General features: G+C 65.4%; 25 protein-coding genes. 2 read left to right on the top strand and 23 right to left on the bottom strand.

Annotated features, from left to right (window positions below):
• Window positions 1–4 precede the first annotated feature (4 nt).
• From rpmC to rpsL, 15 genes are all read right to left on the bottom strand, one after another.
• Complete coding sequence (gene rpmC / locus LOS8367_RS02975; protein WP_085894976.1) at window positions 5–220, bottom strand: 50S ribosomal protein L29; 216 nt, start codon at window positions 218–220, stop codon at window positions 5–7.
• A 156-nt stretch (window positions 221–376) separates the two neighbouring features.
• Window positions 377–901, bottom strand: a complete 525-nt coding sequence (locus LOS8367_RS02980) for a GNAT family N-acetyltransferase (protein ID WP_085894977.1) — start codon at window positions 899–901, stop codon at window positions 377–379.
• A gap of 193 nt (window positions 902–1094) precedes the next feature.
• Entirely contained in the window at window positions 1095–1508 is a 414-nt protein-coding gene (rplP, locus tag LOS8367_RS02985) for a 50S ribosomal protein L16 (RefSeq protein ID WP_085894978.1), read from the bottom strand.
• Window positions 1509–1522: 14 nt separating this feature from the next.
• A complete protein-coding gene (gene rpsC, locus LOS8367_RS02990; protein WP_085894979.1) occupies window positions 1523–2230 on the bottom strand; it encodes a 30S ribosomal protein S3 in 708 nt (235 codons plus the stop codon).
• Window positions 2230–2610, bottom strand: a complete 381-nt coding sequence (gene rplV / locus LOS8367_RS02995; RefSeq protein WP_085894980.1) for a 50S ribosomal protein L22 — start codon at window positions 2608–2610, stop codon at window positions 2230–2232. The genes rpsC and rplV overlap by 1 nt, the downstream gene beginning before the upstream one ends.
• A gap of 3 nt (window positions 2611–2613) precedes the next feature.
• Window positions 2614–2892 carry a 30S ribosomal protein S19 gene (gene rpsS / locus LOS8367_RS03000; protein ID WP_085894981.1) on the bottom strand — a complete coding sequence of 93 codons (279 nt, stop codon included), beginning with the start codon at window positions 2890–2892 and terminating at the stop codon, window positions 2614–2616.
• 3 nt (window positions 2893–2895) lie between these two features.
• The gene (gene rplB, locus LOS8367_RS03005; RefSeq protein WP_085894982.1) at window positions 2896–3738 is read right to left on the bottom strand and encodes a 50S ribosomal protein L2; all 843 of its coding nucleotides are present in this window, start codon (window positions 3736–3738) and stop codon (window positions 2896–2898) included.
• A gap of 149 nt (window positions 3739–3887) precedes the next feature.
• Window positions 3888–4184, bottom strand: a complete 297-nt coding sequence (locus LOS8367_RS03010) for a 50S ribosomal protein L23 (RefSeq protein ID WP_085894983.1) — start codon at window positions 4182–4184, stop codon at window positions 3888–3890.
• Window positions 4181–4798: a 50S ribosomal protein L4 gene (gene rplD, locus LOS8367_RS03015; RefSeq protein ID WP_085894984.1), complete on the bottom strand. Its 618-nt coding sequence runs from the start codon at window positions 4796–4798 to the stop codon at window positions 4181–4183. The genes LOS8367_RS03010 and rplD overlap by 4 nt, the downstream gene beginning before the upstream one ends.
• Window positions 4788–5603 carry a 50S ribosomal protein L3 gene (gene rplC, locus LOS8367_RS03020; protein ID WP_085894985.1) on the bottom strand — a complete coding sequence of 272 codons (816 nt, stop codon included), beginning with the start codon at window positions 5601–5603 and terminating at the stop codon, window positions 4788–4790. Before rplC ends, rplD begins: the two co-directional genes overlap by 11 nt.
• An 11-nt stretch (window positions 5604–5614) precedes the next feature.
• Entirely contained in the window at window positions 5615–5929 is a 315-nt protein-coding gene (rpsJ, locus tag LOS8367_RS03025; protein ID WP_021693211.1) for a 30S ribosomal protein S10, read from the bottom strand.
• Between the two features lie 133 nt (window positions 5930–6062).
• Window positions 6063–7238: an elongation factor Tu gene (tuf, locus tag LOS8367_RS03030; protein WP_085894986.1), complete on the bottom strand. Its 1176-nt coding sequence runs from the start codon at window positions 7236–7238 to the stop codon at window positions 6063–6065.
• Between the two features lie 64 nt (window positions 7239–7302).
• Complete coding sequence (fusA, locus tag LOS8367_RS03035) at window positions 7303–9426, bottom strand: elongation factor G (protein WP_085894987.1); 2124 nt, start codon at window positions 9424–9426, stop codon at window positions 7303–7305.
• An 18-nt stretch (window positions 9427–9444) separates the two neighbouring features.
• Window positions 9445–9915 (bottom strand): 30S ribosomal protein S7, encoded by a 471-nt coding sequence (gene rpsG / locus LOS8367_RS03040; RefSeq protein WP_085894988.1) that lies wholly within the window; start codon window positions 9913–9915, stop codon window positions 9445–9447.
• Between the two features lie 14 nt (window positions 9916–9929).
• Complete coding sequence (rpsL, locus tag LOS8367_RS03045) at window positions 9930–10301, bottom strand: 30S ribosomal protein S12 (RefSeq protein ID WP_017930005.1); 372 nt, start codon at window positions 10299–10301, stop codon at window positions 9930–9932.
• 506 nt (window positions 10302–10807) lie between these two features.
• Here rpsL and LOS8367_RS03050 point away from each other — a divergent pair.
• Window positions 10808–11935, top strand: coding sequence for a TauD/TfdA family dioxygenase (locus LOS8367_RS03050; protein ID WP_085894989.1), 1128 nt, complete (start codon window positions 10808–10810; stop codon window positions 11933–11935).
• 74 nt (window positions 11936–12009) lie between these two features.
• Entirely contained in the window at window positions 12010–13008 is a 999-nt protein-coding gene (locus LOS8367_RS03055; protein ID WP_085895444.1) for a glycosyltransferase family 2 protein, read from the top strand.
• 22 nt (window positions 13009–13030) lie between these two features.
• On the opposite strand, the gene LOS8367_RS03060 is transcribed toward LOS8367_RS03055, so the two are convergent.
• The 8 genes from LOS8367_RS03060 to nusG all read right to left on the bottom strand — a co-directional run bounded on the left by LOS8367_RS03060 (window position 13031) and on the right by nusG (window position 25821).
• Window positions 13031–13627, bottom strand: a complete 597-nt coding sequence (locus tag LOS8367_RS03060; RefSeq protein WP_165761374.1) for a carboxymuconolactone decarboxylase family protein — start codon at window positions 13625–13627, stop codon at window positions 13031–13033.
• Between the two features lie 167 nt (window positions 13628–13794).
• Window positions 13795–18036: a DNA-directed RNA polymerase subunit beta' gene (gene rpoC, locus LOS8367_RS03065; RefSeq protein ID WP_085894991.1), complete on the bottom strand. Its 4242-nt coding sequence runs from the start codon at window positions 18034–18036 to the stop codon at window positions 13795–13797.
• Between the two features lie 74 nt (window positions 18037–18110).
• Complete coding sequence (rpoB, locus tag LOS8367_RS03070; protein WP_085894992.1) at window positions 18111–22250, bottom strand: DNA-directed RNA polymerase subunit beta; 4140 nt, start codon at window positions 22248–22250, stop codon at window positions 18111–18113.
• A 248-nt stretch (window positions 22251–22498) separates the two neighbouring features.
• Window positions 22499–22876 (bottom strand): 50S ribosomal protein L7/L12, encoded by a 378-nt coding sequence (gene rplL, locus LOS8367_RS03075; RefSeq protein WP_085894993.1) that lies wholly within the window; start codon window positions 22874–22876, stop codon window positions 22499–22501.
• Window positions 22877–22945: 69 nt separating this feature from the next.
• A complete protein-coding gene (gene rplJ, locus LOS8367_RS03080) occupies window positions 22946–23458 on the bottom strand; it encodes a 50S ribosomal protein L10 (RefSeq protein ID WP_085894994.1) in 513 nt (170 codons plus the stop codon).
• A 255-nt stretch (window positions 23459–23713) separates the two neighbouring features.
• On the bottom strand, window positions 23714–24415 hold the full coding sequence (gene rplA / locus LOS8367_RS03085) for a 50S ribosomal protein L1 (protein ID WP_085894995.1): 702 nt from the start codon (window positions 24413–24415) through the stop codon (window positions 23714–23716).
• A 4-nt stretch (window positions 24416–24419) separates the two neighbouring features.
• A complete protein-coding gene (gene rplK, locus LOS8367_RS03090) occupies window positions 24420–24872 on the bottom strand; it encodes a 50S ribosomal protein L11 (protein ID WP_085894996.1) in 453 nt (150 codons plus the stop codon).
• Window positions 24873–25287: 415 nt separating this feature from the next.
• On the bottom strand, window positions 25288–25821 hold the full coding sequence (gene nusG / locus LOS8367_RS03095) for a transcription termination/antitermination protein NusG (protein WP_085894997.1): 534 nt from the start codon (window positions 25819–25821) through the stop codon (window positions 25288–25290).
• Between the last annotated feature and the right edge of the window lie 84 nt (window positions 25822–25905).

Raw genomic sequence — 25905 nt, forward strand, 5'->3', positions numbered from 1 at the left:
GGGCTCAGGCCTCCGTGCCGGCGGCCGCGGCCGCCTTCTGGTTCAGAATGGTGTGGATACGGGCGACGTCACGCTTGACGACGCGCATCCGCGCGGTGTTCTCAAGCTGGCCGGTGGCCTGCTGGAAGCGCAGGTTGAACGCTTCTTTCTTCAGATCGACAAGCTGCTCGCGGAGCTGGTCCGCGGTCTTGTCGCGGAGTTCCTTGGCATGGAGCGCCATGGGGCTTTCCTTTCGACATCACCGGAAGGCCCCTTTCATCATCGAGAGGGTCACCCTGATTCCGGTGGACTAGGTGAATGAGCGCTGTCCCTAGACGACATGGGCACAGGATGCAAACCCTTTCTCCCGAAGGGGCGCCGCAGCCTCGTACAGGCGTCACGGATCAGGCGGGACCCGGGAGCGGTGCCGCCATATCTCGGGGTCGGGCCAGCGGGGGTGGTGTCGCTCGAAGCGCGCACCCAGCCGTCGGGCGACCGTCTTCGAGCGGTGATTGGCGGGATCGATATAGCTGACCGGAGGCGGCCAGCCCAGATCCTCCAAGAGATCGTGCACCGCCTTGGCCGCTTCGGTGGCGTAGCCCCTCCCCTCATGGCCCTCCAACAGACTCCAGCCGATCTCGGCCTCGTCCCAGCCTTCGGGATGCCAGACACCGGTCAGTCCGATCGGGACCTCGTGGCGCAGCAACGTGTAATTGCCGAACCCCTTGATGTCCCAAAGAGCCATTTCGACGCAGAGCGACTCGAACGCCTCCGGGCGGTCCATCGGCCCCAGCGCCATCGCCGAGCGTTTGCTCGCGTAGAAGCTGACATAGGGTTTGAGATCGCGGGGCTCCGGTCGCCGCAGCACCAGCCGCACGCTCCGCAGACGTTCGGGGATCAGTGGTCCGAGGATGTCGGCCATGGCACCTCTTCGCGGCGAGACACATGCGACGCGCCGCTGTTCGTTGCATCAGGCACCATACCAGAATGGTGCACAGGCGAGGCGGCTCGAGGCCAAGCGCGCAGTTGGCTCCTAGGCGCGGTACGAGAAAGCCCCCGCCGATCGCTCGGCGGGGGCTTCGATGTCGTCGTCGGAGCCGAAACTCCAGACCGGCTTACCAGTCCTCGCGGACCACGGTGCGGGTCTTGATCGGCAGCTTCATCGCGGCGAGGCGAAGAGCTTCGCGGGCGATTTCCTCGCTCACGCCGTCGATCTCGAACATCACCCGGCCAGGCTTGACCTTGGCGGCCCAGAAATCGACCGAACCCTTACCCTTACCCATCCGGACTTCGGTGGGCTTGGAGGTCACGGGCGTGTCCGGGAAGATCCGGATCCAGACCCGGCCCTGACGCTTCATGTGACGGGTCAGGGCGCGGCGGGCAGCCTCGATCTGACGCGCGGTGATGCGCTCGGGCTGCACGGCCTTCAGGCCATAGGCGCCGAAATCCAGGTTGAAGCCACCCTTGGCCTCACCGTGAATGCGGCCCTTGTGCTGCTTGCGGAACTTGGTGCGCTTCGGTTGAAGCATGTCTCAGCCCTCCCTTACCGGCGGCCGCCGGCGCCGCGAGGCACGGGGCCTTCCTGCAGCTCGGCCTGTTTGCGGTCACGCGCCTGCGGATCATGCTCCATGATCTCGCCTTTGAAGATCCAGACCTTGATCCCGATGATGCCATAGGGGGTCTCGGCTTCGGACAGCGCGTAGTCGATGTCGGCGCGCAGCGTGTGCAGCGGCACGCGGCCCTCACGGTACCATTCGGTCCGCGCGATCTCGGCACCGCCGAGGCGGCCCGCGACGTTGACGCGGATGCCAAGGGCACCCATGCGCATCGCGTTCTGCACCGCGCGCTTCATGGCGCGACGGAACGAGACACGACGCTCGAGCTGCTGGGCGATGGACTCGCCGACGAGAGCAGCGTCGAGCTCGGGCTTGCGGACCTCGACGATGTTGAGGTGCAGCTCGGACTTCGTCAGGTTCGACAGCTTCTTGCGCAGCGTCTCGATGTCCGCGCCTTTCTTGCCGATGATGACGCCCGGACGCGCGGCGTGGATCGTGACCCGGCACTTGCGGTGCGGGCGCTCGATGATCACGCGGCTGATGCCGGCCTGCTTGGCTTCCTTCTTGATGAAGTCCTTGATCTTGAGGTCTTCGAGAAGAAGATCGCCGTAGTCCTTGGTGTCGGCGTACCAGCGGCTGTCCCAGGTCCGGTTGACCTGAAGCCGCATGCCGACGGGATTGACCTTGTTACCCATTAGGCTTGCTCCTCGACCTGGCGGACCTTGATGGTGAGTTCCGAGAACGGCTTGACGATCTTGCCGAACCGGCCACGGGCCCGCGGACGGCCGCGCTTCATGATCAGGTTCTTCCCGACCCAAGCCTCGGCGACGACCAGCTCGTCGACGTCGAGGTTGTGGTTGTTCTCGGCGTTCGCGATCGCGGATTGCAGGCACTTCTTGACGTCGCCGGCGATGCGCTTCTTCGAGAAGGTCAGGTCCGACAGGGCCTTCTCCACCTTCTTGCCGCGGATCATCGCGGCAACGAGGTTGAGCTTCTGCGGGCTGGTGCGCAGCATCCGGGTCTTGGCCATCGCCTCGTTATCGGCGACGCGGCGGGGATTCTTGTCCTTGCTCATGGCTTACTTCCGCTTCGCTTTCTTGTCGGCGGCGTGACCGTGATAGGTGCGGGTCGGCGAATACTCACCGAACTTCTGACCGATCATGTCTTCGCTGACGTTGACGGGGATGTGCTTGTGACCGTTGTACACACCGAAGGTCAGTCCCACGAACTGGGGCAGGATCGTCGAACGGCGCGACCAGATCTTGATCACTTCGTTGCGGCCGGACTCGCGCGACGCTTCGGCTTTCTTGAGCACGTAAGCATCGACGAAAGGGCCTTTCCAAACAGAACGAGCCATGTGTTAACGGCCTTTCTTGCGAGCGTGGCGCGAACGAAGGATGAGCTTCGACGACGCCTTGTTCTTGTCACGGGTGCGCGCACCCTTGGTCGGCTTGCCCCACGGCGTCACCGGGTGACGGCCACCGGAGGTCCGGCCCTCACCACCGCCATGCGGGTGGTCGATCGGGTTCATCGCGACGCCGCGAACGGCGGGGCGCTTGCCGAAGTGGCGGTTGCGACCGGCCTTGCCGAGATTCTGGTTCGAGTGGTCCGCGTTCGAGACCGCGCCGACCGTCGCCATGCATTCCTGACGCACGAGCCGCAGCTCGCCCGAGGAGAGACGGATCTGGGCGTAGCCGCCATCGCGACCAACGAACTGGGCGTAGGTGCCCGCCGAACGTGCGATCTGGCCGCCCTTGCCGGGCTTCATCTCGATGTTGTGGACGATCGTGCCGATCGGCATGCCCGAGAAGGGCATCGCGTTACCGGGCTTGATGTCGACCTTGGCGCCGGCCACGACCTTGTCACCGATCGAGACGCGCTGCGGCGCCAGGATGTAGGCCTGCTCGCCGTCCTCGTACTGGATCAGTGCAATGAAGGCGGTACGGTTGGGGTCGTATTCGATGCGGGCGATGACCGCCTGCATGTCGAATTTGTTGCGCTTGAAATCGACGATCCGGTAGAGGCGCTTCGCACCACCACCACGACGACGCATCGTGATCCGTCCGGTGTTGTTCCGGCCGCCCGACTTGCTCAGACCCTCGGTGAGGGCCTTAACGGGGCGTCCTTTCCAAAGCTCCGAACGGTCGATCAGCACCAGCCCGCGCTGGCCCGGCGTCGTCGGCTTGTACGACTTGAGTGCCATGCTTTGTGTCTTCCGTTGCTTTGCGGGCCACCAGGGCCCGGTCGTTGAAGGGCCCCGAAGGTCCCCGATTCAAAGGGCCCCGAAGGTCCCCCGGTTGTCAAAAGGAGCGGCCCCGGACGAATCCGGGGCCGCGCCGATGGGGTCACCTATTAGAGACCGGTCGAGACGTCAATGCTGTTGCCCTCTTCGAGGGTCACATAGGCCTTCTTGACGTCCTTGCGGGTGCCCAGCGTGCCGCGGAACCGCTTGACCTTGCCCTTGGTGACGACGGTGTTGACCGCCTTCACCTTGACCTGGAACAGGGCCTCGACGGCTTCCTTGATCTGCGGCTTGTTGGCGTCGATCGCCACCTCGAAGACCACCGCGTTGGCCTCGGAGGCCAGGGTCGCCTTTTCGGTGATGACCGGCTTGCGGATCACGTCGTAGTGTTCGGGTTTCGCGCTCATTTCAGGCGAGCCTCCAGAGCTTCGACAGCCGCCTTGGTGAGCACGAGCGTGTCACTGCGGAGGATGTCGTAGACGTTGGCGCCCATCGAGGGGAGCACGTCCAGGTTGGCGATGTTGCGCGCGGCCTGGGCGAAGCCCTCGTTGATCGCCGCGGCGTCGATGACCAGCGCCCGCTTCCAGCCGAGGTTGGCGACCTGCTTGGCGAGCACCGAGGTCTTGCCCTCGGTCTCGATGCTGTCGAGAACCACCAGCTCACCGGCCTTCACCTTCGCCGAGAGGGCGTGCTTGAGGCCGAGCTTGCGGAACTTCTTGGTCAGGTCGTGCTCGTGGCTGCGGGGCGTCGGGCCCTTGTAGGTGCCACCGTGACGGAAGATCGGCGCGCCCTTGGAACCGTGACGTGCGCCACCGGTGCCCTTTTGGCGGTAGATCTTCTTGGTCGAGTAGCTGACCTCGGAGCGGCCCAGCGTCGAGTGCGTGCCCTGCTGGGTACGCGCACGCTGCCAGCGCACGACGCGGTGCAGGATGTCGGCGCGCGGCTCGAGACCGAAGATCGCGTCGTCGAGATCGACGGAGCCCGCGGAGGCGCCGTCCAGCTTGATCGCTTCAGCCTTCATTGTTCTCACCCTTCTCAGCGGTGTCGATCGCGGCCTGCTCGGCCTCGGCAGCGGCCTTGACGGCGGCTTCCTCGGCAGCCGCGGCCTCGGCAGCGGCCTCGTCGGCGAGACGCTTGGCTTCATCGGCATGGCTCTTCAGCGCGGCCGGGAAGACCACGTGCTCGGCCAGCGGCTTCTTCACGGCGTCCTTGACCGTGACCCAGCCACCCTTGCCGCCCGGCACCGCGCCCTTGACCATGATCAGGCCACGCTCGGCATCGGTCTTGACGACCTGGAGGTTCTGGGTGGTCACGCGGGCGGCGCCCATGTGACCGGCCATCTTCTTGCCCTTGAAGACCTTGCCCGGGTCCTGACACTGACCGGTCGAGCCGTGCGAACGGTGCGACACGGACACGCCGTGGGACGCGCGCAGACCGCCGAAGTTGTGACGCTTCATCGCACCGGCAAAACCCTTACCGATGGAGACGCCCGACACGTCGACGAACTGGCCTTCGAAGTAGTGCGCGGCGATGATTTCCTCGCCCACTTCGATCAGGTTCTCGGGGGCGACGCGGAACTCGGCGACCTTGCGCTTGGGCTCGACCTTGGCGGCGGCGAAGTGGCCGCGCATCGGCGCGCTGACGCGCTTGGCCTTGGCGGTGCCGGCACCGAGCTGGACGGCGGTGTAGCCGTCACGCTCGATCGTGCGCTGCGCCACGACCTGCAGGTTGTCGAGCTGGAGCACGGTCACCGGGACCTGCTTGCCGTCCTCGAGGAACAGGCGGGTCATACCCACCTTCTTGGCGATGATTCCGGAACGCAACATCGTTACCCCCCTCAGACCTTGATTTCGACGTCGACGCCGGCGGCCAGGTCGAGCTTCATCAGCGCGTCCACGGTCTGCGGGGTCGGATCGACGATGTCGAGCAGCCGCTTGTGGGTGCGGATCTCGAACTGGTCACGGGATTTCTTGTCGATGTGCGGTCCACGGAGCACCGTGAACTTCTCGATCTTGTTGGGCAGCGGGATCGGCCCGCGGACCGAGGCGCCGGTGCGCTTGGCGGTGCTGACGATCTCCGCGGTGCTGGCATCCAGCACGCGGTAGTCGAAAGCCTTGAGCCGGATACGGATATTCTGGCTTTGGGCGGCCATGTTGTTCCCCTTCAAGGGTTCGGGTTGAGAGGTCGGCCGGGCGGAATTGCCGGTCCACGTCGAACCCGTCGGAAAAGTGGTGCGGGGCGGGCGAAACACCCGCCCCGCGGCGACGTCCCGGTAAGGGGCGTCCTTACTCGATGATTTTCGAGACGACGCCGGCGCCGACGGTGCGGCCGCCTTCGCGGATGGCGAAGCGCAGGCCGTCTTCCATGGCGATCGGTGCGATCAGCTCGACGTTGAACTTCAGGTTGTCGCCCGGCATCACCATCTCGGTGCCCTCGGGGAGGACGACGGTGCCGGTGACGTCGGTGGTCCGGAAGTAGAACTGCGGGCGGTAGTTCGCGAAGAACGGCGTGTGGCGGCCACCCTCTTCCTTGGTGAGGATGTAGGCCTCGGCCTCGAACTTGGTGTGCGGTGCGACCGACTTGGGCTTGCACAGCACCTGGCCACGCTCGACGCCTTCACGGTCGATGCCGCGCAGCAGCACGCCGACGTTGTCGCCCGCCTCGCCGCGGTCGAGCAGCTTGCGGAACATCTCGACGCCGGTGCAGGTCGACTTCTTGGTGTCGCGGATGCCGACGATCTCGATCTCGTCGCCGACATTGATCACGCCACGCTCGACGCGGCCGGTCACCACGGTGCCGCGGCCGGAGATCGAGAACACGTCCTCGATCGGCATCAGGAACGGCAGGTCGACGGCGCGGGCCGGGGTCGGGATGTACTCGTCGACGGCCTTCAGCAGCTCGCGGATCGAGTTCTCGCCGATCGCCTCGTCGCGGCCTTCCATGGCGGCGAGCGCCGAGCCCTTGATGATCGGAATGTCGTCACCCGGGTAGTCGTAGGACGACAGCAGCTCGCGGATTTCCATCTCGACGAGCTCCAGGAGCTCCTCGTCATCCACCTGGTCGACCTTGTTCATGTAGACGACCATGTAGGGGATGCCCACCTGGCGGCCGAGCAGGATGTGCTCGCGGGTCTGCGGCATCGGGCCGTCGGCAGCGTTCACCACCAGGATCGCGCCGTCCATCTGCGCCGCACCGGTGATCATGTTCTTCACGTAGTCGGCGTGGCCGGGGCAGTCGACGTGGGCGTAGTGCCGCGACTCGGTCTCGTACTCGACGTGGGCGGTCGAGATGGTGATCCCGCGGGCCTTCTCTTCCGGCGCGCCGTCGATCTGGTCGTAGGCGCGGAAGTCACCGAAATACTTGGTGATCGCCGCCGTCAGCGTCGTCTTGCCGTGGTCCACGTGACCGATGGTCCCGATGTTCACGTGCGGTTTGGTGCGTTCGAATTTTGCCTTGGCCATGATCGGCTCCTTCAAATTGTCAGGCGTCGTGATGACGGGGCCCCGTGCGGGGCCCCGCCGACCGTCACGCGTATTTCTTCTGGATCTCTTCCGAGATGTTCTGCGGCACCGGCTCGTAGTGATCGAAGATCATCGAGAACTGTGCGCGACCGGAGGTCATCGACCGCAGCGTGTTGATGTAGCCGAACATGTTGGCGAGCGGCACGAAGGCGTTGATCACGTTGGCGTTGCCGCGCGTGTCCTGCCCCTGCACCTGGCCCCGACGCGAGGTCAGGTCGCCGATGACGCCACCGGTGTACTCCTCGGGCGTCAGCACCTCGACCTTCATCATCGGCTCGAGCAGCTTGGCGCCGGCCTTGCGCAGACCTTCACGCATGCACATCCGCGAGGCGATCTCGAAGGCGAGGACCGACGAGTCGACATCGTGGAACTTGCCGTCCAGCAGCTCGACCTTGAAGTCGATCACCGGGAAGCCCGCGAGCGGACCGGAGTCCATCACCGACTTGATGCCCTTCTCGACGCCCGGGATGTATTCCTTGGGCACCGCGCCGCCGACAATCTTCGACTCGAACGAGTAACCCTCGCCCGGCTCGGTCGGCATGATGTTGAGCTTCACCTCGGCGAACTGGCCCGAACCACCCGACTGCTTCTTGTGGGTGTAGGTGTGCTCCACGGCGTGACCGATGGTCTCGCGGTAGGCCACCTGCGGCGCACCGATGTTCGCCTCGACCTTGAACTCCCGCTTGAGGCGGTCGACCAGGATGTCGAGGTGGAGTTCGCCCATGCCCTTCATGATCGTCTGGCCCGACTCGAGGTCGGTCTCGACGCGGAAGGACGGGTCCTCGGCGGCAAGCCGCTGCAGACCGGCGGACATCTTCTCCTGGTCGGCCTTGGTCTTCGGCTCGACCGCGATCTCGATGACCGGATCGGGGAAGGTCATGGTCTCGAGGACGACCTGGTTCTGGGGATCACACAGGGTGTCGCCAGTCGTGGTCTCCTTGAGGCCCGCGAGCGCGATGATGTCGCCGGCAAAGGCTTCCTCGATCTCTTCGCGGTTGATGGCGTGCATCATCATCATCCGACCGACACGCTCGCGCTTGCCCTTGGTCGAGTTCATCATGGTGTCGCCCTTCTTCACCACGCCCGAATAGATGCGGGTGAAGGTCAGCGAACCGACGAAGGGGTCGTTCATGATCTTGAACGCCAGACCCGAGAAGGGCTCGGAGTCGTCGGCATGACGCGGGATGTTACGGGTCTCGGTCTCGTCGTCCGGCGAGAAGCCCATATAGGCGGGCACGTCGAGCGGCGAGGGCAGGAAGTCGATGACGGCGTTCAGCAGGGGCTGCACGCCCTTGTTTTTGAACGCGGAGCCAGCGGCCACCGGCACGAAGGACAGCGACAGCGTGCCCTTGCGGATCAGGCTGCGCAGGGTCGGCTCGTCGGGCTCTTCGCCTTCGAGATAGGCCTCCATCGCGGCATCGTCCTGCTCGACGGCATTCTCGATGAGCGTGGCGCGCCATTCGGTCGCGACGTCCTGGAGCTCGGCACGGATCGGCTGACGGACCCAGGACGCGCCCAGATCTTCACCCTTCCAGACCCACTCTTCCATCTTGATCAGGTCGACGATGCCCTCGAGGTTGTCCTCGGCGCCGATCGGCAGAGCGATCGGAACCGGGGTCGCCCCGGTGCGGTCCTTGATCATCTTCACGCAGTTGAAGAAGTCGGCGCCGATCTTGTCCATCTTGTTGACGAAGACGATGCGCGGGACCTTGTAGCGGTCGGCCTGACGCCAGACGGTCTCGGTCTGCGGCTCGACACCGGCGTTAGCGTCGAGAAGGCAGATCGCACCGTCGAGCACCGCCAGCGAACGCTCGACTTCGATGGTGAAGTCGACGTGGCCGGGGGTGTCGATGATGTTGAAGCGGTACTTGGTATCCGAAGTGCCCTCGGCGGTCGGATCTTCCTGGCGCTGCCAGAAAGTGGTCGTCGCCGCGGACGTGATCGTGATGCCGCGCTCCTGCTCCTGCTCCATCCAGTCCATGGTCGCGGCGCCGTCATGGACTTCGCCGATCTTGTGGGACTTGCCGGTGTAGAAGAGGATCCGCTCGGTCGTGGTGGTCTTGCCGGCATCGATGTGGGCCATGATGCCGAAGTTGCGGTAGCGCTGCAGAGGATAGTCGCGTGCCATGTCTGGACTCCTTCCCGCTTACCAGCGGTAGTGGCTGAACGCCTTGTTCGCGTCGGCCATCTTGTGGGTGTCTTCGCGCTTCTTAACCGCGGTGCCGCGGCCGTTCACTGCATCGAGCAGCTCGCCGGCCAGGCGCTCTTCCATGGTGTTCTCGTTGCGCTTCGCGCTGGCGTCGATCAGCCAGCGGATCGCCAGCGCCTCGCGGCGCTCGGGGCGGACTTCGACGGGGACCTGGTAGGTCGCACCGCCGACGCGGCGCGAGCGGACCTCGACCGACGGCTTGATGTTGTCGAGCGCCTCGTGGAACACCTCGACGGGCTCCTTCTTGAGGCGGGTCTCGACCCGGTCGAACGCGTTGTAGACGATGCGCTCGGCGACGGCTTTCTTGCCGTCGATCATCAGGTTGTTCATGAACTTCGTGACGACCCGGTCGCCGAACTTGGCATCGGGCAGGATCTCACGTTTCTCGGCGGCGTGACGACGCGACATGGCGCTCTCTCTCCTTACTTCGGACGCTTCGCGCCGTACTTCGAGCGGCGCTGCTTGCGGTTCTTGACCCCTTGGGTGTCAAGCACGCCGCGGAGGATGTGGTAACGGACGCCCGGAAGGTCTTTCACCCGGCCGCCACGGATCAGGACCACCGAGTGCTCCTGAAGGTTGTGGCTTTCGCCCGGGATGTAGCTGATGACCTCGAAGCCATTGGTCAGACGCACCTTGGCGACTTTCCGCATGGCCGAGTTCGGCTTCTTCGGCGTCGTGGTGTACACCCGAGTGCACACGCCACGCTTTTGCGGGCAGGACTCGAGGTGCTGCGACTTGGACTTGGTGACTTTCGGCTGCCGCGGCTTGCGGATCAGCTGCTGGATCGTTGGCATTGGGCGTCTTTCCCCGTTTCCTGCACATGTGTCACGGACCGGACGGCCCGCCGATTTCGATTCCTCGCACTTCACGCGTCCGTAAAGCACAAAAACCCGCGAACGCGCCCCTCTTCCGGACACGATGCGGTGGGTCTCCAGAGGATCGGGGCGCAAGGCCCGGATCGTGACCACTTCAGCTCTGATATCAGGGCGGAAAGCGGACTGCCCCCTGCCCAAGTGGTGGCCGTATAGGGGGAGTCGCGGAGGGTGTCAACTGCGCCGGGGGCCACCCGTCCCCGGGGCCGCTCCGGAGCTGCAATGACAGGCGTTCGCGCCCATGCTAGTCTGCCCGCCGGAGATCGTTTCAGCCAGATGGAAAGGGCCGGGCCGCAGATGTGTGTCGTTCTGGGAAGGCGTCCGGGCCATCCGCATGCGAAGGCCTATGACTGGTGGCCGCCGCCGAGGCAAGCCGTGCCGACCAAGACCGATTCCCACTGACATCACGGAGACGATCCATGCGACACATGGCACGAGCGCGCCTCGAGGCGCGGCAACTTTGGCTCGACTGGGCCGATGGCGGCAGCGATGCCTTTCCCTATATCTGGCTGCGCGACACCGACCCGGCCGGGTTTCACCCGCGCACCGGCGAGCGGGTCTTCGACCTGACCTCGGTGCCGCTCGATCTCGCGCCCGAGGCGGCGCGGATCGAGGACGAGGCGCTGGTGCTAGACTGGCCCGGTGACGCCGCACCGAGCCGGTTCGACCTGAACTGGCTGCGCGAGAATCGCCCGGGCCGGCGGCGGCCCGACCCGGCCCATGTGCCCGCAAGCAGCTGGCGCGGCGATCTCGGCGCGGCCGGGATACCGCGCGCCCGCGCCGCGGATGTCGCCGAGAGCGACGCGGCGCTCGCCGACTGGCTGCGGCGCAGCAAGGCCATGGGCCTGTCGATCGTCGAGGGCCTGGCCGACGACGTCGAGGCGGGCTGCCGCATCGCCCGGCGCATCGGCTTCCTGCGCGAGACCAATTTCGGCGTCACCTTCGAGGTGGTCTCGAAGCCCGACCCGAACAACCTCGCCTACACCGCGGATGCGCTGCCGCTGCATACCGATCTGACCAATCAGGAGCTGCCGCCGGGCTGGCAATTCCTGCACTGCCTCGCCAACGAGGCCGAAGGCGGCGGCTCGGTATTCTGCGACGGCGTCGCCGTGGCCGAGGATCTGGCGCTCGAGGACCCCGAGGGCTTTGAGCTTCTTGCCAGCGTCGACATCCCGTTCCGCTTCCACGATGCGGAGACCGACATCCGGACCCGCAAGACGGTGATCCGGCGCGGTGAAGGCGGCCGCGTCGAGGAGATCTGCTTCAACGCGCATCTGGCGGACATCCTCGACATCGATCCGGCGATCATGCCGGGCTACTACGCCGCCTATCGTCGGCTGATGCAGATGACCCGCGACCCGGCCTATCTGGTGACGCTGAAGCTGAAGGCCGGCGAGATGGTGGTGTTCGACAACCGCCGCGTCCTGCATGGGCGCGCCGCCTTCGACCCGTCGACCGGCTTTCGGCACCTGCGCGGCTGCTATGTCGATAGGGGCGAGTTCGACAGCCGGATGCGGGTGCTCGCCCGCGCCGCCGCTCGGACCGAACCCGTCTGAGAACACGTGGAGGGCGCCGCGCGCGTCCTCCACCCGGGATGGACGGCGGCGGCCATCTGTGCATCATCCGCCGCATGTACGATCGCCCCGAACGCTTTCTCGTCTTTGCCGGCATGCGCGACGAGGGCGCGTTTCTCGTCGAATGGATCTCCTGGTACCGGATGCTGGGCTTTGAGATCCTCATCGGGGTCAATGACTGCACCGACCGCTCCCCTGCCCTGCTCGACGCCTTCGCCCAAGCCGGTTGGCTGCGCTGGTTCGAGCACCGCCCGCCAGAGGGCACGCCGCCCAAGCAATCCGCGCATCGTCACGCGCAGCGCCACCCCGCCACGGCCGAGGCCGACTGGCTGCTGATCTGCGATGTGGACGAGTTCCTCGTGCTGCACCGGGGCGACGGCACGATCGCGTCCTATCTCGACGATCTGGGCCGGGACTTCTTGGGTGTCGCGTTCCACTGGCAGTGCTTCGGCACGGGCGGCTGGAAGCGCTACCGGCCGGGCCTCGTGCATCGGCAATTTCGGCGGCGCGGCCCCTCGCAGCGCCCCGCAAACGTCATGGTCAAGACGCTGTTCCGCACCCCGCGCCGCTTCGAACGCTGGAGCGATCACATGCCTTGGGCGTTCGACGGAGAATGGGACCGGGGCACGAACCGCATCGTCGACAGCGAAGGGCGGATCATCGAGCAGCTTCTCACCGGTCCGCATCCGATCCGCTATACCGATGTCTCACAGGTGACGCATCGCTATGCGCAGATGAACCATTACGTGCTGCGCTCGGTCGAACAGTTCGAGGCCAAGCGCGGCACCCTCTCGGCCACGGCGGCCAAGGACCGCTATACGCAGGCGTTCTTCGACGCGCGCGACCGCAATGGGCGACGGGACCTATCGGCGCTGGCCCATGCCGCGGCCTTCGACCGCATTCATGCCGAGGCGTTGGCACTGCCCGGCGTCGCGCGGCTGCATCACCTGTGCTGCGCCGATCTCGTGGCGCGGCTCTGCGCGCATCAGGGCCGCGCGCCGCAGGACGATCCGAGATGGCACGCGGAGATCGCGGCGGCCGAGGCGGCGGATTGAGTGTTTCACGTGTGGCGGCGGCCTAATCCTCGGGTTCCTCGATTGCCCGTCCCCGTGCCAAGGCCGTGCGCAGCGCTTCGGGCAGTTCCATGAAGGCCGGGTCCGGCCGCGTGCCGAGCGCGTCGAGATACTTGCTGAAATAGCAGCGCAGCGACGCCGCCGCGGCGGCCTGCGCGATCTCATCGTCCGACAGCCCATGCGCCCTGAGCCCCGCGATCCGCGCCGGGCCGATCGCCGTGGCATCCTCGACGATATCGGCGGCATAGCCCATCAGATCGGCCTCCTGCGGGGTGATCGAGGTATGGCCCCGCTCGGTCGCGATCCGCTCCAGCTCTTCGGGTGTCATGCCGTTGTCGAGCAACACCTTGCCATGGGCCAGCGCGCAGTACGAGCTGCGCAGCGCCAGCGCGGCGGCCAGCGTGACGAGTTCGTAGCGCCGCAGCCCCATCCGCTCCTTGAGCGCCGCCGTCATGGCCTCGAAATGCTCCGCCAGTTCCGGCAATCGCACGCAGGTCCGGTGCAGGTTGTAGATCTGCCCATGCTGCGTCTTGGCAGCGGCATAAAAAGCGGCGGCGGGACCAGACGCCTCCGCCTCCCCGATTTCGGCGATGAAGCTCATCTGCGCCTCCATGACAGGACCATGGGCCCGGCCAAGCGGCCTTGGGCCCCCGCATACAGTATCCGCCCGCGCGACGATCCTGCCAACGGGCTTGCGCGGAGCCCGCAGCAAAAAGGGCCCCCGGTTTCCCGGGGGCCCTTCGGCGTTTCACGATGATCGACCTGCGATCAGTCGCGGCTGTCCTCGGCACGGGCCGAGATCGTGTCGAACTGGTCGTCCGACATCGGCTGCTCCGAGGGAGCCGCCAGCGCCGCGGCCTGCTCTGCGGCCTCGCGCTTCTGCTCGATCACCGAATGATCGCGGTCGTGGGCGATCTTGCGAACGCGGCTGGTCGCGCCGCCGGTGCCCGCCGGGATCAGGCGGCCGACGATGACGTTCTCCTTGAGACCCACCAGCTTATCGCGCTTGCCTTGGACCGAAGCCTCGGTGAGCACGCGGGTGGTTTCCTGGAACGACGCCGCCGAGATGAAGCTGCGGGTCTGCAGCGACGCCTTGGTGATGCCGAGCAGGACCGGCACGCCCTGCGCCGGACGACCGCCCTTGGAGATCGCCTTCTCGTTGGCCTCGTCGAACTCGGCCTTGTCGACATGCTCGCCCTTCAGCAGCGTGCTCTCGCCCGAGTCCATGATCTCGATCTTCTGCAGCATCTGGCGAACGATCACCTCGATGTGCTTGTCGTTGATCTTCACGCCCTGCAGTCGATAGACGTCCTGCACCTCGGCGATCATGTAGTCGGCCAGAGCCTCGACACCCATGATGGCGAGGATGTCGTGCGGCGCGGGGTTGCCGTCCATGATGTAGTCACCCTTCTGCACGAAGTCGCCTTCCTGCACCGGGATGTGCTTGCCCTTGGGCACCATGTACTCGACCTTGTCGCGCCCTTCCTCGGTGGGCTCGATCGCGATGCGACGCTTGTTCTTGTAGTCCTTGCCAAAGCGCACATAGCCATCGATCTCGGCGATGATCGCGTGGTCCTTGGGACGACGAGCCTCGAACAGTTCCGCCACCCGCGGCAGACCGCCGGTGATGTCCTTGGTCTTGGCACCCTCGCGCGGGATCCGCGCCACCACGTCGCCGGCCTGGATCTGCTGGCCGTCCTCGACCGAGAGGATCGCGTCCACCGACATCGGGTAGGTCACCGGGTTGCCGCTGTCGGTGCGGACCGGTTCGCCATCCTCGCCCACCACGATGATCTCGGGCTTGAGCTCGTTGCCCTTGGGCACCGAACGCCAGTCCGTGACGATCCGCTGGGTCATGCCGGTCGCGTCGTCGGTGTCCTCGCGCACGGCGATGCCGTTCACCAGGTCGACGAAGCGCACGGTACCGGCCTTCTCGGCGATGATCGGCAGGGTGTAGGGGTCCCACTCGAACATCTTCTCGCCGCGCTTCACCTCGGCGCCTTCCTTGAGGAAGACCTTGGTGCCGTAGCCGATCTTGTGGCTGGCGCGCTCCTCGCCATCCTCGCCCATGATCGCGATGACCATGTTGCGGCCCATGACGATCTGCTCGCCTGCGGCGTTCTCGAGGAGGTTGGCGTTGCGGAACTCCACCTTGCCCGACTGGCTCGCCTCGAGGAAGGACTGCTGGCCACCCTGTGCCACGCCGCCGATGTGGAACGTCCGCATCGTCAGCTGGGTACCCGGCTCACCGATCGACTGCGCCGCGATGATACCGACGGCCTCGCCCTGGTTCACCATGGTGCCGCGCGCAAGGTCGCGCCCGTAGCACATGGCGCAGACGCCGTCCTCGGCCTCACAGGTAAGCGGGCTGCGGATGCGCATCTTCTGCACCGCGGCCTGCTCGATAATGTCGGCGCGACGCTCGTCGATGAGCTCACCCGCCGCCACCAGCACCTCGTCGGTGCCCGGACGCAGCACGTCGTCGGCCGAGACCCGGCCCAGAACGCGCTCGGAGAGCGGCGAGACCACCTCGCCGTCATTGACCGCCGCTTCAGCGGTGATCGCCCGGTCGGTGCCGCAGTCGTGCTCGCGCACGATGCAGTCCTGCGCCACGTCGACGAGACGACGCGTCAGGTAGCCCGAGTTCGCGGTCTTGAGCGCGGTGTCCGACAGACCTTTCCGCGCACCGTGGGTCGAGTTGAAGTACTCGAGCACGGTCAGGCCTTCCTTGAAGTTCGAGATGATCGGCGTCTCGATGATCTCGCCCGACGGCTTGGCCATCAGGCCGCGCATGCCGCCCAGCTGCTTCATCTGGGTGACCGAGCCACGCGCACCGGAGTGGGCCATCATGTAGACCGAGTTGGGCTCGGCCTCGGCACCGTTCTCGTCCTTCTTGTTGGCCGAGATGGTGGTCATCATCGCTTCGGTGACCTTGTCGTTGCACTTCGACCAGGCGTCCACGACCTTGTTGTACTTTTCGCCCTGAGTGATCAGGCCGTCCATGTACTGCTGCTCGAAGTCCTTGACCTGGTCGCGGGTCTCGTCGACCAGCGTCCACTTCGCGTCGGGGATGACCATGTCGTCCTTGCCAAAGGAGATGCCTGCCTTGAAGGCCTCCTTGAAGCCCGCGGACATGATCTGGTCGCAGAAGATGACCGACTCCTTCTGGCCGCAGTAGCGGTAGACGGTGTCGATGACCTGCTGGACTTCCTTCTTGCGCAGCAGACGGTTCAGCAGCTCGAACGGCGCCTTGGCGTTGAGCGGCAGCAGACCGCCGAGCCGCAGACGGCCCGGGGTGGTCTCGAACCGCTTGACGACCTCGTTGCCCTCCTCGTCGATCTGCTTGATCCGCGCAGTGATCTTGGCGTGCATGTGCACTTCACCGGCGTTCAGCGCGTGCTCGACCTCGTCGATCGAGTTGAACGACATGCCCTCGCCCTTCATGCCTTCGCGCATGATGGTCGTGTAGTAGAGGCCGAGAACCATGTCCTGCGACGGCACGATGATCGGCGCGCCGTTGGCGGGCGACAGAACGTTGTTCGTCGACATCATCAGGACGCGCGCTTCGAGTTGCGCCTCGAGCGACAGCGGCACGTGAACAGCCATCTGGTCGCCGTCGAAGTCGGCGTTGAAGGCCGAGCAGACCAGCGGGTGAAGCTGGATCGCCTTGCCCTCGATCAGCTGCGGCTCGAAGGCCTGAATGCCGAGACGGTGCAGGGTGGGCGCGCGGTTGAGCATCACGGGATGCTCGCGGATCACCTCGTCGAGGATGTCCCAGACCTCGGGACGCTCCTTCTCCACCAACTTCTTCGCCTGCTTCACGGTCGAGGAGAGACCCTTGGCCTCCAGCCGCGAGTAGATGAAGGGCTTGAACAGCTCGAGCGCCATCTTCTTGGGAAGACCGCACTGGTGCAGCTTCAGTTCGGGGCCGGTCACGATGACCGAGCGGCCCGAGAAGTCGACCCGCTTGCCCAGAAGGTTCTGGCGGAAGCGGCCCTGCTTGCCCTTGAGCATGTCCGACAGCGACTTCAGCGGACGCTTGTTGGCACCGGTGATGACGCGGCCGCGGCGACCGTTGTCGAACAGCGCGTCCACGGATTCCTGCAGCATCCGCTTCTCGTTGCGCACGATGATGTCGGGCGCGCGCAGCTCGATGAGCCGCTTGAGGCGGTTGTTGCGGTTGATCACCCGGCGATACAGGTCGTTGAGGTCCGAGGTCGCGAAGCGGCCGCCATCGAGCGGCACCAGCGGGCGCAGCTCGGGCGGGATCACCGGGATCACGGTCAGCACCATCCACTCGGGACGGTTGCCGCTTTCGATGAAGCTCTCGACGATCTTCAGACGCTTGATGATCTTCTTGGGCTTCAGCTCGCCGGTCGCCTCCTTGAGGTCGGCGCGCAGCTGCTCGGCCTCGCCCTCGAGGTCGATCTGGGCCAGCATCTCGCGGATCGCCTCGGCGCCGATATTGGCCGAGAACGCGTCCGCGCCGTACTGGTCCTGCGCGTCGAGGAACTGCTCCTCGGTCATCAGCTGGCCATAGGTCAGATCGGTGAGACCCGGCTCGATGACGACGTAGTTCTCGAAGTAGAGGATCCGCTCGAGATCACGAAGCGTCATGTCCAGCATGAGGCCAATCCGGCTCGGGAGCGACTTCAGGAACCAGATATGGGCGACGGGCGCGGCCAGCTCGATATGGCCCATGCGCTCGCGACGGACCTTCTGCAGCGTCACCTCGACGCCGCATTTCTCGCAGACGACGCCGCGATACTTCATGCGCTTGTACTTGCCGCACAGGCATTCGTAGTCCTTGATCGGCCCGAAGATGCGGGCACAGAACAGGCCGTCGCGCTCGGGCTTGAAGGTCCGGTAGTTGATCGTCTCGGGCTTCTTGATCTCGCCGAAGGACCAGCTGAGAATCCGTTCCGGCGACGCCAGCGATACCTTGATCTCGTCGAAGGTCTTGGCCGGGGTCAGCGGGTTGAACGGGTTGTTGGTGAGTTCCTGGTTCATTTCAAATCCTTGAATCTAGGCAGAGGGCGACGGCGTGCCGCGCACCCCCATCGGGGGCGCGCGGCGGGACGCCGTTACTCGTCCTCCGCGTCCAGGAGTTCCATGTTGAGGCCGAGGCCCCGGACTTCCTTCACGAGAACGTTGAACGATTCCGGCACGCCGGCCTCGAAGTTGTCCTCGCCCTTGACGATGCTCTCATAGACCTTGGTCCGGCCCGCCACGTCGTCCGACTTCACGGTCAGCATTTCCTGCAGCGTGTAAGCGGCGCCGTAGGCTTCCAGCGCCCAGACCTCCATCTCGCCGAAGCGCTGGCCACCGAACTGCGCCTTGCCGCCCAGCGGCTGCTGGGTGACGAGGCTGTACGGCCCGGTCGAACGCGCGTGGATCTTGTCATCCACGAGGTGGTGCAGCTTGAGCAGGTACTTCACGCCCACCGTCACCTTGCGCGAGAACTTCTCGCCGGTGCGGCCGTCGAACAGGTCCGACTGGCCCGAAGTGTCGAAGCCGGCGCGCTTGAGCGCGTCGTTGACGTCGGGCTCCTTGGCGCCGTCGAAGACCGGGGTGGCGATCGGAACGCCGCGATGCACGTTGGTCGCGATCTCGGCGACGCGCTCCTCGTCCATGCCGGCGATGCCCTCTTCGTAGACATCGTCGCCATAAGCGATGCGCAGCGCCTCGCGCACCGGGGTGAGATCACCCGAGCGGCGATACTCCTGCAGCGCCTCGTCGACCTGGATGCCGAGGCCGCGCGCGGCCCAGCCCATATGGGTCTCGAGGATCTGACCGACGTTCATGCGCGACGGCACGCCCAGCGGGTTGAGGCAGAAGTCGACCGGCGTGCCGTCGGCGAGGAACGGCATGTCCTCCATCGGCACGACGCGGGAGATGACGCCCTTGTTGCCGTGACGGCCGGCCATCTTGTCGCCCGGCTGCAGCTTGCGCTTCACCGCGACGAAGACCTTGACCATCTTCATCACGCCCGGCGGCAGGTCGTCGCCACGACGCACCTTCTCGACCTTGTCCTCGAACCGCGCGTCGAGCGTGCGCTTCTGGATCTCGTACTGCTCGTTGAGCGCCTCGACGATCTTGGCATCGTCCTCGTCCTCGAGGGCAAGCTGCCACCACTGGCCGCGCGACAGCGTGCCCAGCAGTTCCTCGTCGATGGTCGAGCCGGCCTTGACGCCGCGCGGACCCTTCACCGCGGTCTTGCCGAGGATCAGGTCCTTGAGACGCGCGTAGATGTTGCGGTCGAGGATCGCCAGCTCGTCGTCGCGGTCACGCGCCAGACGGTCGACTTCCTCGCGCTCGATCTGCAGCGCCCGCTCGTCCTTGTCGACGCCGTGGCGGTTGAACACCCGGACCTCGACGATGGTGCCGAAATCGCCCGGCGGCAGACGCAGCGAGGTGTCGCGCACGTCGGAGGCCTTCTCGCCGAAGATGGCGCGAAGCAGCTTCTCCTCCGGCGTCATCGGCGATTCACCCTTCGGGGTGATCTTGCCCACGAGGATGTCGCCCGGTCCCACTTCGGCACCGATATAGACGATGCCCGCCTCGTCGAGGTTGCGCAGGGCCTCCTCGCCGACATTGGGGATGTCGCGGGTGATCTCTTCCGGCCCGAGCTTGGTGTCGCGGGCCGCGACCTCGAATTCCTCGATGTGGATCGAGGTGAAGACGTCGTCGCGCACGATGCGCTCGGAAATCAGGATCGAGTCCTCGTAGTTGTAGCCGTTCCACGGCATGAACGCGACGACCACGTTCTTGCCGAGCGCCAGCTCGCCCATGTCGGTCGAGGGACCGTCGGCGATCACCTCGCCCTTGCCGACCCGGTCACCCACCTTCACCAGCGGACGCTGGTTGATGCAGGTGTTCTGGTTCGAGCGCTGGAACTTGCGCATCCGGTAGATGTCGACCCCGGCATCGCCGAGCTCGAGATCCTCGGTGGCGCGGATCACGATCCGGGTCGCGTCGACCTGGTCGATGATGCCGCCGCGGCGCGCCATGATCGCGGCGCCCGAGTCGCGGGCCACGACCTCCTCGATGCCGGTCCCGACCAGCGGGGCCTCGGCTTGCAGCAGCGGCACGGCCTGACGCTGCATGTTCGAGCCCATCAGCGCGCGGTTCGCGTCGTCGTTCTCGAGGAACGGGATCAGCGAGGCCGCGACCGAGACGAGCTGCTTCGGGCTGACGTCGATCAGGTCGACGCTCTCGGAGGGCGCAAGCATGTAGTCGCCCGACTGACGGGTGTTCACCAGCTCGTTGACGAACTTGCCGTTCTCGTCGAGCGAGGCGTTGGCCTGGGCGACGGTGTGGCGCATCTCCTCGGTCGCCGAGAGGTAGTTCACCTCGTCGGTCACCTGCCCGTCCACCACCTTGCGGTAGGGGGTCTCGATAAAGCCGTACTTGTTCACCCGCGCGAAGGTGGCGAGCGAGTTGATCAGGCCGATGTTCGGGCCTTCCGGCGTTTCGATCGGGCACATCCGGCCATAATGCGTCGGGTGCACGTCGCGCACCTCGAAGCCGGCGCGCTCGCGGGTCAGACCGCCCGGCCCGAGCGCCGAGAGACGACGCTTGTGCGTCACTTCCGACAGCGGGTTGGTCTGGTCCATGAACTGCGACAGCTGCGAGGAGCCGAAGAACTCGCGCACCGCGGCGGCGGCGGGCTTAGCGTTGATCAGGTCCTGCGGCATCACCGTGTCGATCTCGACCGAGGACATGCGCTCCTTGATCGCGCGCTCCATGCGGAGCAGGCCGACGCGGTACTGGTTCTCCATCAGCTCGCCGACCGAGCGCACCCGGCGGTTGCCGAGGTGGTCGATGTCGTCGATCTCGCCCTTGCCGTCACGCAGCTCGACCAGCGCCTTGATGCAGGCAACGATGTCTTCCTTGCGGAGCGTGCGCTGGCTGTCCTCGGCGTCGAGGTTCAGGCGCATGTTCATCTTCACGCGGCCCACGGCCGAGAGATCGTAGCGCTCGGCGTCGAAGAACAGCGTGTCGAACAGCGCCGAGGCGGCGTCGACGGTCGGCGGCTCGCCGGGGCGCATGACCTTGTAGATCTCCATCAGCGCCGTTTCGCGGTTCCAGGCCTTGTTGTCGGCGGCGACGGTGTTGCGGATGTAGGGGCCGACATTGACGTTGTCGATGTCGAGAACCGGGATGTCGGTGATGCCCGCATCCATCAGGTCCTTGAGCGTACCGCCCGTGATTTCGCCATCCTTGTCGGTCTCGATGGTCAGCTCGTCGCCGGCCTCGACATAGATCGCACCGGTGTCCTCGTCGATGATGTCTCGGGCGACGAACTTGCCGACGATGTTGTTGAACGGCACGAGCAGGTCGGTGACCTTGCCCTCGTCGATCAGCTTCTTGACGGCGCGCGGGGTGACCTTGTCGCCAGCCTTGGCGATCACCTCGCCGGTGGCGGCATCCACGAGGTCATAGGCCGGGCGGGTACCGCGCACGCGCTCGGGGAAGAACTTGGTGACCCAGGAGCGGGCCTTCTTGTCGAAGCTGTATTCGACCGTGTTGTAATAGGCATCCATGATGCCTTCTTGGTCGAGACCCAGCGCGTAGAGCAGCGTGGTCACGGGCAGCTTGCGGCGCCGGTCGATGCGCGCGAAGACGAGGTCCTTGGCATCGAATTCGAAGTCGAGCCAGGAGCCGCGATAAGGGATGATCCGGCAGGCGAAGAGCAGCTTGCCCGAGGAATGCGTCTTGCCCTTGTCGTGATCGAAGAACACGCCGGGGCTACGGTGCATCTGGGACACGATCACCCGCTCGGTCCCGTTGACGATGAAGGTGCCGTTCTGGGTCATCAGGGGCATGTCGCCCATGAAGACGTCCTGCTCCTTGATGTCCTTGACGGACTTGGCGCCGGTGTCCTCGTCGACATCGAACACGATCAGCCGCAGCGTCACCTTGAGCGGCGCGCTGTAGGTCATGTCGCGGGCCTGGCACTCCTCGACGTCGTATTTCGGCTTTTCCAGCTCGTATTTCACGAATTCGAGCGTGGCGGTCTCGTTGAAGTCCTTGATCGGAAAGACCGACTGGAACACGCCCTTGATGCCTTCGCCGTCGGTCGGCTGCGGCTGGTCACCCGATTTCAGGAACAGGTCGTAGGAGGATTTCTGCACCTCGATGAGGTTCGGCATCTCCAGCACTTCGCGGATCTTGCCGTAATACTTGCGCAAACGCTTCTGGCCGAGGAAGGACTGAGCCATGGGTGTCGTCACCTTTCAGGTCTCTGCGGATCGGCGCGACCGGCGGGGAAGGCCGCGTCATCCTTGCGAGAGGGGAGTTCCGGTCCATTCGCGATCACCGTCCCACCGATGACCTCCCGACCATGGAACCTGCCCGAGACGAGGGTCGCGCGCGACCCCCTTCCAAGACGGGTTCGGCTGGACCCGCGAAATCCGCGGATCCAGCCAATTCTTGAGGCGTGGCGCGCTTGGCGCGCGCCCGCCCGGGATCAGGCCAGCTCGACCTTGGCGCCAGCAGCTTCCAGCTTCGCCTTGATCTCTTCGGCTTCCGCCTTCGGCGCGCCTTCCTTGACCTTGCCGCCGGCCTCGACGAGGTCCTTGGCTTCTTTCAGGCCGAGGCCGGTGATGCCGCGGACTTCCTTGATCACGTTGATCTTCTGAGCGCCGGCGTCCTTCAGGACGACGTCGAACTCGGTCTTCTCCTCGGCAGCGGCGCCAGCGTCGCCACCGGCCGGGCCAGCCATCATCACGGCGCCGCCGGCGGCGGGCTCGATGCCATACTCGTCCTTGAGGATGGTTTTCAGTTCCTGCGCCTCGAGAAGGGTCAGACCAACGATCTCTTCGGCGAGTTTCTTCAGATCAGCCATTTTACTTTTCCGTTCGTTCAATTGTGTTCCAACGCGAGGGCTTTCAAGCCCCCGAGGTGTCGGGTTGCCTTAGGCAGCCTTCTCTTCGATGGTCGAGAGAATGCTTGCGATGTTGCTTGCGGGCGCGCCAATGGCACCGGCGATGTTCGATGCCGGGGCACCGATGCAGCCGACGATCGAAGCGATGAGCTCCTCACGCGACGGCATCTGGGCCACGGCTTTCACACCGGCGACGTCCAGAGCCGAGTCTCCCATCGCGCCGCCGAGGATGACCAGCTTGTCGTTGGTCTTCGCATAGGCGTCGACCACCTTGGCAGCTGCCACGGGGTCTTCGGAGTAGGAGAGCACGGTCATGCCCGTGAGGTAATCGGCGATGCTTGCGCAGGGCCTTCCCTCAAGGGCGATCTTGGCGAGCTTGTTCTTGGCAACACGCACGGACCCGCCCGCTTCACGCATTTTCGCGCGCAGGTCCTGCATCTGGGCAACCGTCATGCCTTCGTAGTGGGCAACCACTACGACGCCAGAGCTTTCAAAGATCTGGCCGAGTTCCTCGACCACTTTCTCTTTCTGGGCTCTATCCACGGTTTACTCCAAGTTTGGGGGTTTCCCCCCGGCTCTGTCTGACCCCCTGATCGTCCGGGGGCCGTTCGGGTCCGCTTCAGGGTCCCGAGGCCGCGATCGCCCGAAGGAAAGCAGTGCGCTTCCGAACGGAAATCCAACTCTCGTTTCCCATCTCGGGAAGGCCTTAGCGGGGTCTCCCCCTGCCCTCCGTCTCGGACAGGACGGGGCGCGAACGCCCCGCCATTCATCCCCGCCGCGGCAGGGGTGAAATCTCTATCAGGCCGCGCCGGTGGCCGAGGCCAGGTCGACGCTGACGCCCGGGCCCATGGTCGAGGAGAGCGCCACCTTCTTGAGGTAGGTGCCCTTGGCGCCGGCCGGCTTGGCACGGCTCACCGCCTCGACGAAGGCGCGGATGTTCTCTTCGAGCTTCGAGGCTTCGAACGAGGCCTTGCCGATGCCGGCATGGATCACGCCCGCCTTCTCGACGCGGAACTGCACCTGGCCACCCTTGGCGGCGTTGACCGCATCGGCGACGTCCATGGTGACGGTGCCGATCTTCGGGTTCGGCATCAGGTTGCGCGGACCGAGGATCTTACCGAGGCGACCGACGATCGGCATCATGTCCGGCGTCGCAATGCAACGATCGAACTCGATCTTGCCGGACTGCACGGTCTCCATCAGGTCCTCGGCGCCGACGATGTCAGCCCCGGCCTTCTTGGCCTCTTCCGCCTTCTCGCCACGGGCGAAGACAGCGACGCGCACGGTCTTGCCGGTGCCGTTGGGCAGGGTGACCGAGCCGCGGACCATCTGGTCGGCGTGGCGCGGGTCAACGCCCAGGTTCATCGCGATCTCGACGGTCTCGTCGAATTTCGCGCTGGCGTTGGACTTGATCAGCGAAACGGCTTCGGAGAGCTGGACGTTCTCCTTGCCGGCGAAGGCCTCGCGGGCGGCGCGGGTGCGTTTACCGAGTTTTGCCATGATCTTAGCCTTTCACCTCGATACCCATCGACTTGGCAGAGCCAAGGACGGTCTGCATCGCACCCTCGATCGAGGTCGCGTTCAGGTCCTTCATCTTCGCTTCCGCGATCTCGCGCACCTGGGCGAGGGTCACGGTGCCGGCGGTCTCCTTGCCGGGCTGCACGGCGCCCTTGGGGCGGTTGCGCTTGCCGACGGGCTTGAGACCGGCCGCCTTCTTGAGGAAGAACGACGCCGGCGGCGACTTGATCTCCATCGTGAAGGACTTGTCCTGGTAGTAGGTGATCACGGTCGGGCAGGGCGAACCCTTTTCCATATCCGCGGTCTTCGCGTTGAAGGCCTTGCAGAATTCCATGATGTTGATGCCGCGCTGACCCAGCGCCGGGCCCACCGGCGGGGACGGGTTGGCTTCGCCTGCCTTCACCTGGAGCTTCAGCTGCCCCATCACTTTCTTGGCCATCGGGCCTCTCCTTGTCACAACACCCTCCGGACGCGTCCGGACGGCTATGGTTGGCGTGGTGCGGCTCGACCGGGCGCGCCCGGCTCGCCTCCCACATCCGCGAGGCGCGCTTGGCGCGAATCGCGGCCGGAGATCGGCCGAAACCGTCCCCGGGGAAGGTCGCCGCATAGCCCGGCAACGGCCGGGCGTCAACCCCATGCCTGATCCCCGTCGATCACCCTCCGCGATAGAACGGGCGAGCCTAGACCCGATCGCGCGGGCCACCCCGAGAAGCCCACTCTTTCGAAGTGAACAGCGGGACGTCCTTCGCGACCCGATCGCTCGGCCGCTAGCAATACCGCCCTACCCCGGAAGCGAAGAAAGGGGCCCACGGGGCCCCTTTCGGAAAACAAAACGCGTGGCGGCCGGGGCGCGCTCAGCCCTGCTTGGCCACCTGAGTGAACTCCAGCTCGACCGGGGTGGCGCGGCCGAAGATCGAGACCGTGACCTTGAGGCGCTGGTTGTCCTCGTCGACCTCCTCGACCAGACCGTCGAAATCCTCGAACGGGCCGTCCTTGACCTTCACCTTCTCGCCGACCTCGAAGCGGATCAGGGTGCGCGGGCTCTCCTCGCCCTCCTGCACCCGACCCAAGATCGCCTCGACCTCGGCGTCGCGCATCGGCATCGGCCGACCCTGCGGCCCAAGGAAGCCGGTGACCCGGTTGATCGAGGTGACAAGGTGATAGCCCTTGTCGGACATCTCCATGTGCACCAGCACGTAGCCGGGCATGAAGCGGCGCTCGGTCGAGACCTTCTTGCCGCGACGGACCTCGATCACCTCCTCGGTGGGGACGAGCACCTCGTCGATCACGTCCTCGAGCCCTTGCTCGGCGACCTTGGTCCTGATCTGCTCGGCGATCTTCTTCTCGAAGTTCGAGAGCACGGAAACCGAATACCAGCGTTTCGCCATGTTGCCCGACACCTTCCGTCGCAGCCGGCGAAACGCCGGAGCCTCGTTGCAATTCCCGGCCCCCGATCGGGGCCTCTCAAACGG

The organism is Limimaricola soesokkakensis (assembly GCF_900172345.1).
In the GTDB taxonomy this organism is placed as follows: Bacteria; Pseudomonadota; Alphaproteobacteria; order Rhodobacterales; family Rhodobacteraceae; genus Limimaricola; species Limimaricola soesokkakensis.

Bases quoted from the DNA above. Each gene is read 5' to 3' on its own strand.
- tuf (WP_085894986.1), bottom strand. From the start codon at position 7,238: ATGGCCAAGGCAAAATTCGAACGCACCAAACCGCACGTGAACATCGGG.
- nusG (WP_085894997.1), bottom strand. From the start codon at position 25,821: ATGGCGAAACGCTGGTATTCGGTTTCCGTGCTCTCGAACTTCGAGAAG.
- LOS8367_RS02980 (WP_085894977.1), bottom strand. From the start codon at position 901: ATGGCCGACATCCTCGGACCACTGATCCCCGAACGTCTGCGGAGCGTG.
- LOS8367_RS03060 (WP_165761374.1), bottom strand. From the start codon at position 13,627: ATGAGCTTCATCGCCGAAATCGGGGAGGCGGAGGCGTCTGGTCCCGCC.
- rplB (WP_085894982.1), bottom strand. From the start codon at position 3,738: ATGGCACTCAAGTCGTACAAGCCGACGACGCCGGGCCAGCGCGGGCTG.
- LOS8367_RS03010 (WP_085894983.1), bottom strand. From the start codon at position 4,184: ATGAGCGCGAAACCCGAACACTACGACGTGATCCGCAAGCCGGTCATC.
- LOS8367_RS03050 (WP_085894989.1), top strand. From the start codon at position 10,808: ATGGCACGAGCGCGCCTCGAGGCGCGGCAACTTTGGCTCGACTGGGCC.
- rpsL (WP_017930005.1), bottom strand. From the start codon at position 10,301: ATGCCAACGATCCAGCAGCTGATCCGCAAGCCGCGGCAGCCGAAAGTC.
- rpsC (WP_085894979.1), bottom strand. From the start codon at position 2,230: ATGGGTAACAAGGTCAATCCCGTCGGCATGCGGCTTCAGGTCAACCGG.
- rplL (WP_085894993.1), bottom strand. From the start codon at position 22,876: ATGGCTGATCTGAAGAAACTCGCCGAAGAGATCGTTGGTCTGACCCTT.
- fusA (WP_085894987.1), bottom strand. From the start codon at position 9,426: ATGGCACGCGACTATCCTCTGCAGCGCTACCGCAACTTCGGCATCATG.
- rpsJ (WP_021693211.1), bottom strand. From the start codon at position 5,929: ATGGCCGCCCAAAGCCAGAATATCCGTATCCGGCTCAAGGCTTTCGAC.
- rpsS (WP_085894981.1), bottom strand. From the start codon at position 2,892: ATGGCTCGTTCTGTTTGGAAAGGCCCTTTCGTCGATGCTTACGTGCTC.
- rplK (WP_085894996.1), bottom strand. From the start codon at position 24,872: ATGGCCAAGAAAGTGATGGGGCAGCTGAAGCTCCAGGTGAAGGCAGGC.
- rpmC (WP_085894976.1), bottom strand. From the start codon at position 220: ATGGCGCTCCATGCCAAGGAACTCCGCGACAAGACCGCGGACCAGCTC.
- rpoB (WP_085894992.1), bottom strand. From the start codon at position 22,250: ATGGCTCAGTCCTTCCTCGGCCAGAAGCGTTTGCGCAAGTATTACGGC.
- rplA (WP_085894995.1), bottom strand. From the start codon at position 24,415: ATGGCAAAACTCGGTAAACGCACCCGCGCCGCCCGCGAGGCCTTCGCC.
- rpsG (WP_085894988.1), bottom strand. From the start codon at position 9,915: ATGTCGCGTCGTCACGCCGCCGAGAAACGTGAGATCCTGCCCGATGCC.
- rplD (WP_085894984.1), bottom strand. From the start codon at position 4,798: ATGAAGGCTGAAGCGATCAAGCTGGACGGCGCCTCCGCGGGCTCCGTC.
- rpoC (WP_085894991.1), bottom strand. From the start codon at position 18,036: ATGAACCAGGAACTCACCAACAACCCGTTCAACCCGCTGACCCCGGCC.
- rplC (WP_085894985.1), bottom strand. From the start codon at position 5,603: ATGTTGCGTTCCGGAATCATCGCCAAGAAGGTGGGTATGACCCGCCTG.
- rplP (WP_085894978.1), bottom strand. From the start codon at position 1,508: ATGCTTCAACCGAAGCGCACCAAGTTCCGCAAGCAGCACAAGGGCCGC.
- LOS8367_RS03055 (WP_085895444.1), top strand. From the start codon at position 12,010: ATGTACGATCGCCCCGAACGCTTTCTCGTCTTTGCCGGCATGCGCGAC.
- rplV (WP_085894980.1), bottom strand. From the start codon at position 2,610: ATGAGCAAGGACAAGAATCCCCGCCGCGTCGCCGATAACGAGGCGATG.